The sequence below is a fragment of the Thioclava sp. L04-15 genome (assembly GCF_002020275.1).
In the GTDB taxonomy this organism is placed as follows: Bacteria; Pseudomonadota; Alphaproteobacteria; order Rhodobacterales; family Rhodobacteraceae; genus Thioclava; species Thioclava marina.
Genome location: NZ_MPZW01000002.1, coordinates 16,509 through 28,996, shown reverse-complemented (window position 1 = coordinate 28,996; position 12,488 = coordinate 16,509). Strand labels below are relative to the sequence as shown.

General features: G+C 63.8%; 10 protein-coding genes. 5 read left to right on the top strand and 5 right to left on the bottom strand.

Going from position 1 to position 12,488, the window contains the following annotated elements:
• Nucleotides 1-34 precede the first annotated feature (34 nt).
• The 5 genes from BMI90_RS06310 to BMI90_RS06290 all read left to right on the top strand — a co-directional run bounded on the left by BMI90_RS06310 (nucleotide 35) and on the right by BMI90_RS06290 (nucleotide 5,221).
• Nucleotides 35-1,219: an ABC transporter substrate-binding protein gene (locus tag BMI90_RS06310; protein WP_078527346.1), complete on the top strand. Its 1,185-nt coding sequence runs from the start codon at nucleotides 35-37 to the stop codon at nucleotides 1,217-1,219.
• Nucleotides 1,220-1,323: 104 nt separating this feature from the next.
• A complete protein-coding gene (locus BMI90_RS06305) occupies nucleotides 1,324-2,184 on the top strand; it encodes an ABC transporter ATP-binding protein (protein ID WP_078527344.1) in 861 nt (286 codons plus the stop codon).
• On the top strand, nucleotides 2,181-2,885 hold the full coding sequence (locus tag BMI90_RS06300) for an ABC transporter ATP-binding protein (protein WP_078527342.1): 705 nt from the start codon (nucleotides 2,181-2,183) through the stop codon (nucleotides 2,883-2,885). The genes BMI90_RS06305 and BMI90_RS06300 overlap by 4 nt, the downstream gene beginning before the upstream one ends.
• A gap of 3 nt (nucleotides 2,886-2,888) precedes the next feature.
• The gene (locus BMI90_RS06295) at nucleotides 2,889-3,896 is read left to right on the top strand and encodes a branched-chain amino acid ABC transporter permease (RefSeq protein WP_078527340.1); all 1,008 of its coding nucleotides are present in this window, start codon (nucleotides 2,889-2,891) and stop codon (nucleotides 3,894-3,896) included.
• Nucleotides 3,893-5,221 carry a branched-chain amino acid ABC transporter permease gene (locus BMI90_RS06290; RefSeq protein ID WP_078527338.1) on the top strand — a complete coding sequence of 443 codons (1,329 nt, stop codon included), beginning with the start codon at nucleotides 3,893-3,895 and terminating at the stop codon, nucleotides 5,219-5,221. Before BMI90_RS06295 ends, BMI90_RS06290 begins: the two co-directional genes overlap by 4 nt.
• An 89-nt stretch (nucleotides 5,222-5,310) precedes the next feature.
• On the opposite strand, the gene BMI90_RS06285 is transcribed toward BMI90_RS06290, so the two are convergent.
• From BMI90_RS06285 to dusB, 5 genes are all read right to left on the bottom strand, one after another.
• Complete coding sequence (locus BMI90_RS06285; protein ID WP_078527336.1) at nucleotides 5,311-6,714, bottom strand: sigma-54 dependent transcriptional regulator; 1,404 nt, start codon at nucleotides 6,712-6,714, stop codon at nucleotides 5,311-5,313.
• Nucleotides 6,711-8,990 carry a PAS domain-containing sensor histidine kinase gene (locus BMI90_RS06280; RefSeq protein ID WP_246831499.1) on the bottom strand — a complete coding sequence of 760 codons (2,280 nt, stop codon included), beginning with the start codon at nucleotides 8,988-8,990 and terminating at the stop codon, nucleotides 6,711-6,713. The genes BMI90_RS06285 and BMI90_RS06280 overlap by 4 nt, the downstream gene beginning before the upstream one ends.
• A 73-nt stretch (nucleotides 8,991-9,063) precedes the next feature.
• Complete coding sequence (locus BMI90_RS06275; RefSeq protein WP_078527332.1) at nucleotides 9,064-10,434, bottom strand: response regulator; 1,371 nt, start codon at nucleotides 10,432-10,434, stop codon at nucleotides 9,064-9,066.
• Nucleotides 10,435-10,437: 3 nt separating this feature from the next.
• Entirely contained in the window at nucleotides 10,438-11,505 is a 1,068-nt protein-coding gene (locus BMI90_RS06270) for an ATP-binding protein (protein ID WP_078527330.1), read from the bottom strand.
• Entirely contained in the window at nucleotides 11,502-12,482 is a 981-nt protein-coding gene (gene dusB / locus BMI90_RS06265) for a tRNA dihydrouridine synthase DusB (RefSeq protein ID WP_281491807.1), read from the bottom strand. The genes BMI90_RS06270 and dusB overlap by 4 nt, the downstream gene beginning before the upstream one ends.
• Nucleotides 12,483-12,488: the final 6 nt, after the last annotated feature.

Here is a 12,488-nt window from a genome sequence, read left to right as displayed (position 1 = left end):
GCCAGAACGCGAGTTCCAACACGGGAGTGAATAAATGAAACGAATTCTTCTGGCCTCGGCCGCGATCGCCTTTGCCGCGACCGGCGCTTACGCCGCGGATGTGAAGATGGGCGTCCTGCTGGGCTTCACCGGCCCGCTCGAATCCCTGTCCCCGCCGATGGCACAGGGCGCCGAGCTGGCGATGAAGGAAGTCTCGGATTCCGGCAAGCTGCTGGGCGGCGACACCGTGACCCCGGTGCGCGGCGACTCGACCTGCGTCGACGCGGCAGCCGCGACCGCGGCGGGCGAAACGCTGGTCACCTCCGACAAGGTGTCGGGCATCATGGGCGCGATGTGCTCGGGTGCGACCACTGCCGTTCTGCAAAACGTCGCGATGCCGAACGGCATGGTGATGATCTCGCCCTCGGCCACCTCGCCGGCGCTCTCGACCCTGCCCGATGACGGCCTGTTCTTCCGCACCGCGCCGTCGGATGCGCGTCAGGGCGAAGTCATGGCCGACGAGATCCTCGAAAAAGGCATCAAATCCGTCGCTCTGACCTATACCAACAACGACTATGGCAAGGGTCTCGCGGACAGCTTCGAGAAGGCCTACAAGGCCAAGGGCGGTTCCGTGACGATCTCGGCCGCGCACGAAGACGGCAAGGGCGATTATTCGGCCGAAGTGGCCTCGCTGGCCTCGGCCGGTGGCGAAGCGCTCGTGATCGCGGGCTATATCGACCAGGGCGGCTCGGGCATCCTGCGCGGCGCGCTCGACACCGGCGCCTTCGAGACGTTCGTGTTCCCCGACGGCATGGTCAGCCAGACCCTGCAGGACAATTTTGGTTCGGAAGTTAACGGCTCCTTCGGTCAGATGCCCGCCTCGGAAGGCGAAGGCCATGACAAGTTCCTCGCGCTGGCCGAAGCCGCCGGCTTCGACGGCAGCTCCGTCTACTCGGGCGAAGCCTATGATGCCGCGGCGCTGATGCTGCTCGCGATGGAAGCCGCGAACTCGACCGATCCGAAGGTCTACAAGGACAAGATCATGGACATCGCCAATGGCGATGGCGAGAAGATCTATCCGGGCGAACTCGCCAAGGCTCTCGAACTGATCAAGGAAGGCAAGGCGATCAACTATGAAGGCGCGACCGCCGTTCACCTGATCGGCAATGGCGAAGCCGCCGGCACCTTCCGCGAGATCGAGTTCAAGGACGGCAAGATGGAGACGGTCCAGTACCGTTGAACTGAAAACAGACGCGAAGCAGCCCGGAGAGATCCGGGCTGTTTCCAATTAAAACAAGACCTTGCGGCGCAATGCTCGCGCAAAGCATGAAGTCAGGGGACCCCATGATCCGGGTTGAAAAACTAGTAAAATCCTTCGGCGGTTTCCGCGCCGTCGATGGCGCGAGTCTCGAAATCGCGACCGGTTCGATTACCGGTCTGATCGGGCCGAATGGCGCCGGCAAATCCACCCTCTTCAACGTCATCGCCGGCGTGCACGCCCCCACTTCGGGCCGCGTCACGATGGATGGCGAGGACATCACCGGGCTCGCGCCCCACGAGCTCTTTCACAAGGGGCTTCTGCGCACCTTCCAGATCGCGCATGAATTTCCCTCGCTCAGCGTGCGCGAGAACCTGATGATGGTGCCCTCGGGCCAGGCCGGCGAGACGCTCTGGAACACCTGGTTCGGTCGTGGACGGATCCGCGACGAAGAAGCGGCGCTTCTGAAGAAAGCCGATGAAGTGCTTGATTTCCTGACGATATCGCATCTCAAAGACGAGAAGGCGGGCAATCTCTCGGGCGGCCAGAAAAAGCTGTTGGAGCTTGGTCGCACGATGATGGTCGAGGCCAAGATCGTGTTCCTCGACGAGGTCGGCGCGGGCGTGAACCGGACGCTTCTCAACACGATCGGCGATGCGATCGTGCGCCTCAACAAGGAACGCGGCTACACCTTCTGCGTGATCGAGCATGACATGGATTTCATCGGCCGCCTCTGCGATCCGGTCATCGTGATGGCCGAGGGCAAGGTGCTCGCCGAAGGGTCCGCCGATCACATCATGGAAAACGAGGCCGTCATCGAGGCCTATCTGGGCACCGGCCTCAAGAACAAGGTCAAGGCCGAGGAAGCCGCCGAGGCCGCCGCCCATGAAGACCACGGCGCGCAGCCCGGTCTGGGCGACGAAGCCGGCAAGGGAGGCGCGAAATGAGCTATCTGAACGCCTCGGAGATGACCGGCGGCTACGGCAAGGCCGACATCCTGCATTCCTGCACGCTGACCGTCGAGAAGGGCGAGATAGCCGTGATCGTGGGCCCCAACGGCGCGGGCAAATCCACCGCGATGAAGGCGGTCTTCGGGATGCTCGCCCTGCGCGGCGGGTCGGTGACGCTTGATGGCGAGGATATCACCGCGCTTTCGCCCCAGGACCGGGTGAAGAAGGGCATGGGCTTCGTGCCGCAGGTCAACAACGTCTTCCCGACCATGAGCGTCGAAGAAAACCTCGAGATGGGCGCTTTTATCCGCAATGACGATTTCACCGGCACGATGGAGCAGGTCTACGAGCTGTTCCCGATCCTGAAGGAAAAGCGCCGCCAGAATGCGGGCGAGCTTTCGGGCGGGCAGCGTCAGCAGGTGGCCGTGGGCCGCGCGCTGATGACCCAGCCGAAGCTCCTGATGCTCGACGAGCCGACCGCGGGCGTCTCGCCGATCGTGATGGACGAGCTCTTCGACCGGATCATCGAGGTTGCCCGCACCGGCATCTCGATCCTGATGGTCGAACAGAATGCTCGCCAAGCGCTTGAAATCGCGGACAAAGGCTATGTCCTCGTGCAAGGCACCAACAAATATACCGACACCGGACAGGCGCTCTTGGCCGATCCGGAAGTCCGCCGCACCTTCCTGGGGGGCTGAGCAATGGATCTCATCAACGCGCTTGTCGCGGTCACCAACTACGTCATCATTCCCGCCACCGCCTATGGCGCGCAGCTTGCGCTTGGCGCGCTCGGGGTCACGCTGATCTATTCGATCCTGCGCTTTTCCAACTTCGCCCATGGCGACACGATGGCTTTCGGCACGGGCATCGTGATCCTGATCACCTGGGGCTTTCAGGCGATGGGGATCAGCCTCGGACCGCTGCCGACGGCGCTGCTCGCCCTGCCCTTCGGCATCGCGATCACCGCGGCGCTGATGCTCGGGACCGACAAGGTCGTCTATCAGTATTACCGCAAGGTCCGGGCCGCTCCGGTGGTCATGGTCATGGTCTCGGTGGGCGTGATGTTCGTGATGAACGCGCTCACCCGCTTCCTGATCGGCGTCGACCAGATCAATTTCGACGATGGCGCGCGTTTCGTCATCAACGCGCGGCAATGGCGCGAGATGACCGGGCTTTCCGAGCCTCTCACGCTGCGCTCGACGCAGGTGATCACCGTGGTCACCGCGATCATCACCGTCGCCGCACTGTTCTGGTTCCTCGGCAAGACCCGCACCGGCAAATCGATGCGCGCGTTTTCCGACAACGAGGACCTGGCGCTTCTCTCGGGTATCGACCCGAACCGCGTCGTGGCCGTCACCTGGATCATCACCGGGGCGCTGGCGACCATTGCGGGCACGCTTTACGGGCTCGACAAGAGCTTCAAGGCCTTCACCTATTTCCAGCTCCTGCTGCCGATCTTCGCCTCGGCCATCGTCGGCGGCATCGGCAATCCGGTGGGTGCGATCGCGGGTGGCTTCGTGATCTCCTTCTCGGAGGTCGGGCTCACCTATGCGTGGAAAAAGGTCGTGACCTACCTGATCCCGAACTGGCAACCTGACGGGCTCGTCCAGCTTCTGTCCACCGATTACAAATATGCGGTCAGCTTCACGATCCTGATCCTCGTGCTGATCTTCAAGCCGACCGGCCTCTTCAAGGGGAAAATCGTATGAGCACCACACGACAACCCGGTGAATCGAGCGCGATGCGCGCGCCGCTCTTCTTCGCCATCATGGCCGTGCTGATCCTGTTCGAGGGCTTCACCTCGGGCTGGAACTCGGCGCTCGGCATTCTGAACATGGGCCTTCTGAGCGCGGTCATGGCGCTTGGGGTGAACATGCAATGGGGCTATGCGGGGCTGTTCAACGCGGGCGCGATGGGGTTCCTCGCGCTTGGCGGTCTCGCGCCCGTGCTGATCTCGATGCCGCCGACGCCCGGTGCGTTCAAGGCGGGGGGCTTTGGCATCATGCTTGCCTTCTTCATCGCCATCGTCGCGGTGCTGGCGGCGATCTGGATCTGGCGCAACGTAACGGGCCGCTTGCGCGGGCTCGCGGTGACGGCCGTGCTGATCGCGGGATTCTTCGCTTATCGCTGGGCCTTCGACCCGGCGGTCGAAGCGATCGAGGCGATCAACCCCTCGGCGCAGGGCAACCTCGGCGGGCTCGGCCTGCCGACGCTGATCTCCTGGCCCGTGGGCGCAATCCTGGCCGCTGGGGCGGCCTGGCTCGTGGGCAAGACGGCCTTGGGTCTGCGCTCGGACTATCTCGCCATCGCGACGCTCGGGATTGCCGAGATCCTCGTGGCGGTGCTCAAGAACGAGCAATGGCTTGACCGCGGCGTGCTCAACGTCAACGGCATCCCGCGCCCCTGGCCGGTTCCCTACGAGATCGACCTGCAAAACAGCGCGGAATTCGTCGCCAAGGCGCAGAGCTGGGGCATGGATCCGCAGCTCGCTTCGACGATCACGGTGAAGTTGGCTTTCCTCTTGCTCTTCGTGGTCGTGCTTTGCGCACTGATCTGGCTGACGCAGAAGGCGCTGAAATCACCCTGGGGCCGGATGATGCGCGCGATCCGCGACAACGAGATCTCGGCCGCCGCGATGGGCAAGAACGTCACCCGCCGCCATTTGCAGATCTTCGTGCTGGGCTCGGCGGTGATCGGGCTTGCGGGCGCGATGATGATCTCGCTCGACGGGCAGATGACGCCGACCTCCTACAACCCGCTGCGCTACACCTTCCTGATCCTCGTGATGGTGATCGTGGGCGGCTCGGGCAATAACTGGGGCTCGATCCTCGGAGGCGTGCTGATCTGGTATGTCTGGGTCAAGGCCGGAGACTGGGGGCCCGACATCATGGCGGCTCTCGCTTCGCCCTTCCCCGATGGCGGCGTCAAGGAGCACCTGATCCAGTCGGCCCCGCATATGCGGATGCTGGTGATGGGGGTGATCTTGCTGGGCGTGCTGCGTTTCAGCCCGCGCGGGCTCTTGCCTGAGAAATAAGAAAGGGGGGCGCTGCCCCCTGACCCCCCGGGATATTTCCGCCAAGAGGAAGAAGAAACGCGCGAGGGGTAAATCCCTCGCGCGTTTTCTTATTGCTCCTCGTCGCCCTCGAATTGCGCGACGCGCGCACCCGCCTTGTTCGTGGTGACGACGCCGAGGGATTTCAGCTTGCGATGCAGCGCCGAGCGCTCCATGCCGACGAAATTCGCGGTGCGCGAGATATTGCCCCCGAAGCGGTTGATCTGGGTGAGCAGGTATTCGCGCTCGAAGAGTTCGCGCGCCTCGCGCAAGGGCAGCGTCGCAAGCGCCCCGCCCAGCACGATGCGGCCCTCTTCGGCGGGCGTTTCCTGCCCGGGCAGCTCGCGCGCCTCGATCGGACCGGAGCCTTCGCCGAGGATCAGAACCCGCTCGATCACGTTGCGCAGCTGGCGCACATTGCCGGGCCAATCCATCGTCTGCATCAGCGCCGCCGCCTCTTCGGTGATCTCGCGCAGCGGCAGGCCCTGCGTCTCGTTGAAGCCGCGCAGGAAATGTTCGGCCAGAAGCGGAACGTCCTCGCGGCGCTCGGCCAGCGGCGGCACTTCGATCGGCACGACATTGAGACGGTCGAAGAGTTCCTGGCGGAAGCCGCCTTCGCGGATCATCGCGGTCAGGTCGCGGGTCGTGGAGGAGATCACGCGCAGATCGACGCGCACCTTGTCGGCCCCGCCCACGCGGAGGAATTGCTGGTCGGTCAGCACGCGCAGGATCTTCGATTGCGTGCCGAGCGGCATCTCGGCCACCTCGTCGAAATAGATCACGCCGCCATGGGCCTGTTCCAGCAGACCTTTTTCCACGCCGCGCTCGGGCGTTTCGCGCCCGAAGAGAACCTCTTCCATCCGGTCGGGCTCGATCGAGGCGGAGGCGACGGTGACGAAAGGACCAGCGGCGCGGGTCGAGAACTGGTGGATATAGCGCGCGGCCATCTCCTTGCCCGAGCCGGGCTCGCCCGTCAGCATCACCCGGCCGTTCGATTTGGTGACCTTGTCGAGCTGATCCTTGAGCCGCCGGAAAGCTGCCGAGTCGCCGATCATCTCGCCCGAGGACATGTCGCGGCGCTTGAGGGTCGAGTTTTCGCGACGCAGACGGGCGGTCTCCATCGCGCGGGAGATCACCACCATCAGCTGATCGATGTTGAAGGGTTTCTCGATGAAGTCATAGGCGCCCTGCTTGATCGCGGCGACGGCGATCTCGATATTGCCGTGGCCTGAGATGATGATCACGGGCACGTCGGGGTTGTCGCGCTTGACCGTCTTGAGGATGTCGATCCCGTCCATCATGCTGTCCTTCAGCCAGATATCGAGGATCATCAACGCCGGTTCCTGCGCGTTGATTTCATCCATGCATTCGTTGGAATTCGCCGCGAGCCGCGTCTGGAACCCCTCGTCGCGCAGGATGTCGGCGATCAGCTCGCGGATGTCTTTCTCGTCGTCGACGATCAGGATGTCGCTCATGTCACTTCCCCGGGGGCCTCGCCCCTCTCCTTGATGGCCCGCAGCGCTGCGCGCGCGCGCGGTAGCCTGATTTCGGCGAGCGCCCCGCGATGGGCGCCCTCTGTGAAGGCGGGCGCGTCGCTGAGGGACAATGTCCCGCCATGTTCCTCGATGATCTTCTTAACGATGGGAAGCCCCAGACCGGTCCCTTTCTCGCGCGTCGTCACGTAAGGCTCGAAGAGCCGCGCGCGGTCGGGCGGCAGGCCGATCCCGTTATCGGCGATGCGGATCGTGACCTGTTCGGGGGTCACCTCCATCGCGAGGCGCACCTGCGGAGCAAACCCGTCCTCGGGGCCTTTTTCGATATAGGATTCAATCGCTTCCCCGGCGTTCTTGATCAAGTTCGTCACCGCCTGAGAGATCATCGTCGCATCCAGTTCGACGATCACCGGCTCGGTCGGAACGTCAGAGATCAGCTCCGCCCCATGCAGCGCATCTTGCTGCAAGGTCACCGCGTCGCGCACCAATTGCGCGAGATCGTGATCGGCGCGGTTGGGTTCGGGCATCCGCGCGAAGCGCGAAAACTCGTCCACAATACGGCGCAGATCGTTGGTCTGGCGCACGATGACACCGGTCAGCTGTTCCAGCGCCTCGGCATCCTCGCCTTCTGTGATCTTGCCGAATTTGCGCTTGATACGCTCGGCCGACAGCTGGATCGGGGTGAGAGGGTTCTTGATCTCATGCGCGATGCGTCGCGCAACGTCGCCCCAGGCGGCCATGCGCTGCGCCGAGACGAGTTCTGTCACGTCTTCGAAAGCGACGACATAGCCTTCGGGCGCGCCCAGATCGTTGCGTCGCACCGCCATGCGCACGAGCAGGCTTTCGAGCCGGCCGCCGCGAGAGACGCGCACCTCTTCCTGAGCCACCTCATTAAGACCGTCCTGCAAGCGCCTGAAAAGATTGTCGAACTCGGGAACGGCATTGGCCAGTTCGCGCGAATGATCGCGGATGCTGTCGAGCTCGAGCAGTTGCGTCGCGGCGCGGTTCACGAAGTCGATGCGCCCGTCGGCGTCAAGACCGATCACGCCCGAGGTCACCGAGGACAGCACGGAATCGAAAAGGCGGCGCCGCTCCTCCGTCTCGCGGTGGTTCTCGACCAGCGCCATGCGCTGCCCCTTGAGCTGGCTCGTCATCCGGTTGAACGCCGCGCCGAGCGTCGCGATCTCGTCATCGCCCTCGGCCTCGATCACCCGAGCATCTAGATCTCCCGCACCGACACGTTCGGCGGCAGCGGCAAGGCGCCCGATCGGCTTCGACAGGCGTTCGGCAAACCAGAGCCCCAGCCAGACCGCGGCAAGGATCAGGATCAGCGCGAATCCGAAATAGACGAGGCCGAACTCGAAGATCACCCGCCCGCGCGCGGTCTCGAGCTGCTGGTAAAGCGTTACGGTTTCGCGTGTCTGATCCAGCAGGGACAGGATCTGCCCGTCGACTTTCCGGGAAATATAGAGGTAGCGATCCACGAAAGCGTCGAGCCGGATCAGCGCGCGCAGTTCGGACATCGGCCAGTCCTCGATCAGGACGGTCTCACCCTTTTGCGCCTCGACGATATCCCGGGACGAGGGCTGCTCGTAATCGAAGAGATAGGACCGGTCCCCCCGCGCAATGATCTTGCCTGTTCCGTCAATGACATAGGCTTCCTTGACGCCGCGCTGGATGCCCGCCTGTCCGGCGATCAGCAGCTCGCGCAGCTCGCCATCGGACATGAACGTCGACGCCTGACGGCGCAGATTGAGAAAACCCGCCAGCGCCCGGCTATCCTGCACCAGATCGCGCTTGTGTTCGGCCTGATAGGCTTCGGCGGCTTGCAGCGATGTCCCCACCACCGAACGCACCCGATCGGAAAACCATCCCTCCAGACCGATATTCACTGTCAGCCCGGCGAAAACCGCGACCAACACCGTCGGCACCAGCGCGATCCCGGCGAAGACACCGGTCAGGCGCAATGTGAGCCGCGATCCGGCAGAACGCGCCCTGCGCGCTGCCACCATCTGCGCAAGGCGCATTAGGATCAGCCCGGCAAGCACGAGGAAATAGACGAAGTCACCAAGCAGGATCAGGCGCAGCGAAGCGCTGTCCGCACCCTGCCCCATCGGCCCCAGAACGACGAAAGTTCCGATCGCCAGAACGGGCCCGAGGACCACGAGGCTCAGCGTGAAAATGTTGCGAACGCGCCGCTGACGCCGAAAGCGCGCCAGCCTGTCCCAGCCTGACCGATATGCCGTGCTGCCCTGCACCGATGCCCCCAAATTTCAGGAGTGGGCTCGCGAATCCGTGACAGCGGAAAAGCCACAATCCCCTGTTGCCGGTTTACATCAGTTTGCGGCGGCGTGTCACCTGAATATCCAGATCGGTGATCTTTTTCCGCAACGTATTGCGGTTGATGCCAAGAAGATCGGCACATCTTGCCTGATTGCCGCCGGTTGCATCGAGAGCGATCTCGATCAGCGGGCCCTCCATCTCCTTGAGAATACGATCGTAAAGCCCCGCAGGCGGGAGCGAACCGCCGTGAAGGTCGAAATAGCGCCGGAGGTGGCGCGCGATCGAGGCCGAGAGTTTCTCGCCCTCGCCGCCCTGGCGCAGCGGCTCGATCGCGGGCTGGTTGCCGAGGACGAACTCCACCTCGGAGCGCGCGATTTCTTCCTCCGAGGAGGTCACGGCAAGCCGGCGGATCGTGTTCTCGAGCTGGCGGACATTGCCCGGCCAGCTATAGGCGCGCACGAGTTGCATCGCCTCGGGAGTGAAACGGCGCGTGCCCAACCCGTCACGCTCGGCACGGCCCAGGAAATGCTCGGCCAGAAGCGGGATATCCTCGACCCGTTCACGCAAGCTCGGGACGTTCAGCGTGACGCCACCGAGACGATAGAACAGATCCTGACGGAATTTACCCGCCTCCATCAGCCCCGCGAGATCGATCTGCGTCGTCGCCATGATCCGCGGCGCGGGGTCGGGCAGCGCGTCGAGCATGCGCACGATCCGGGCCTGCGTATCATCGTCGTAATCGCCCACCTCGTCGAAGACGAGCGAGCCGCCCTTGGCTTTCGACAACAGCATGGCCGGACCGTCCGCGCCTTGCAGGTCACCGGCCTGAGCCACCACGAAAGGCAGCGTGCGACGGTCGGAGAAGTCATGAATTGCGCGCGCGATCAGGGATTTACCGGTCCCGCTCTCGCCCGAGATGAGAACCGGAAGATCGGCGTTCATCACCCGCGCGACGAGTCGGTAAAGCTCTTGCATCGCCGCGGTGCGCCCGACGAGTGGCAGATCGCCGCCCTCGGTCACCGGCTCGCCCGGTTTCGTGGGCATCGGCGCGCGGCGTTTCTGCTCAAGCGCCTTTTGCGCGCGCTTCATCAGGTCGGGCAGATCGAAGGGCTTGGGCAGGTAGTCGAAAGCATCGGCCTCGGCCGCCTGGATCGCCGTCATGATCGTGTTTTGCGCCGAGATCACGATCACCGGCAGGCCGGGTCGCTCTTCCGAAATCTTCGGCAGCGCCTCGAGACCGTTACCATCGGGCATGATCACATCCGAGATCACGAGGTCACCCTTGCCCTCCTCGACCCAGCGCATAAGCGTGACCAGAGAGGCCGTGGCATGGACCTTGCAGCCGGCTCGGGTCAGGGCCTGGGTCAGAACGGTTCGGATCGTGCGATCGTCATCGGCGACAAGAACGGTGCCGTCCATGGATCAAGCCTCCTTGGGCGCAACTGGCAGGGAAATACGGAAACGGGTACGGCCGGGCACCGAGTCGAGCGAGACCCAGCCGTCATGATCGGAAATGATCTTCGAGACCAACGCAAGACCGAGCCCGGTGCCATTCTCACGGCCCGAGACGAAGGGCTCGAAGATCTCGTTGGCGATTTCGTGCGGGATGCCGGGACCGTCGTCGATGATCTCGACCTGAAGCGGCAGCGGCTGGCCCGAGCCATCGGCGCGACGCAGGCGCAGGCTGTGCTCATAGAAGGTGCGGATCTTGATTTTCCCTGCACCTTCCGACGCTTCCGCCGCATTCTTCAGCAAGTTCAGGAAAACCTGCGTAAGCTGATCTGCATCGCCCAGAGTCGGCGGCAGCGAAGGATCGTATTCTTCGGTGATCGTCATATGCGCGCCGAAACCCACACCGGCCGATTTGCGCGCGCGGTCCAGAACGTCATGGATATTGACCGGCTTCTTCTCGGGTGCGCGGACATTGCCGAACTGTTCCACCTGTTCGAGAAGCTTCACGATCCGGCGTGTCTCATCAACAATAAGATCCGTCAATTCAAGGTCTTCTCCAGACAAGTTCATGCTCAGGAGCTGGGCCGCCCCGGCAATCCCGGCAAGCGGGTTCTTGATCTCATGGGCAAGCATCTCGGCCATGCCGATCGCCGAGCGTGCGGCCGATTTCACCAAGCTCGCGCGGCCCAGCCGGTCCGCCAGTTCGCGCGGCTCGATCAGCAGGAGCACACGGTCGGGCTCTTCGCCCACCGGTGCGGCTTGCAGGTTGCATTGCACCGGGGCCTTCTCGCCGGTCGTAACCTCGACATCATTGACGAAGAGAGACGCACGGTTCTTGCGCACCCGTGAGAAGATCTCCTCTAGCGGGGCGGAGATCGCCAGCCGTTCACCGATGGTCTGCCCCCTCAGCGACTTAGCCGAGAGGTTGAGGAACAGCTCGGCAGCCGGGTTCACCTCGTCGACCTTGTCCTCGCCGTCGATCAACAACGCCGGGGTCGGCAGGGAATTCCAAATGATGCCGGGCGCGGGAAGGTTCATGCCGCCATCCTTTCGCCAAAGGCGCGTTCAATCAGGGAGAGCGTGGCCTCGGGGGTTTCCGAGACCATCATTTCGGCGCGCAGAGGCGCGCCGGCCTCATCGGCATACCAACCGAGGTGCTTGCGTGCGAGACGCAGCCCCAGATCGCGGCCGTAAAAGCTCAAGATCGCCTCGTAATGCTCTGAAATAAATTCGGAAAGCGCGCTTCCGTGCGGCACCGTCGGCGCCGGGGCACCAAACAGCGCATGGCTGATCTCTGCCAGCCGCCAGGGCGCACCCTGGGCACCGCGACCGACCATAACGCCAGCCGCGCCCGATTGCGCCAGCGCCACCCGCGCCGAAGCCGCATCCACGATATCGCCATTGGCCACGACCGGGATCTTCACCGCATCGCGGGTCTCGGCGATCGCAGCCCAGTCGGCCTCACCTTTGTAGAACTGCATCCGCGTGCGCCCGTGCACCACGATCATCCGGATCCCCGCCGCTTCCGCGCCGCGCGCGATCTCGGGCGCGTTGCGGCTGTCATCACACCAGCCAAGGCGCATCTTCAGCGTCACCGGCAGATCGACCGCATTCACCGTCGCCTCGATCAGGCGCAGCGCATGATCGGGGTCGCGCATCAGCGCCGAGCCGGAGGCCCCGCCCGTCACCTTCTTGGCCGGGCAGCCCATGTTGATGTCGATGATCCGCGCGCCCATGTCGGCCACCATCTTCGCGGCCTCGGCCATCGGCTGCGCCTCGCGGCCCGCGAGCTGTACCGAGGTCGGCAGCTCCAGCCCCATCTCAACCCGCGCCTTGGCTCGCACCGAGGGCTTTTTCGTGAGCATCTCGCCTGAGGCCACCATTTCGGACACGACAAGGCCCGCGCCGAAGCGCGCGACCATCCGGCGGAACGGAAGGTCGGTGATCCCGGCCATCGGCGCCAGAAGAACCGGCGGCGAAATCTGAATGTCGTCGAGGGCCAAAACCTGAGGCACGTGCGT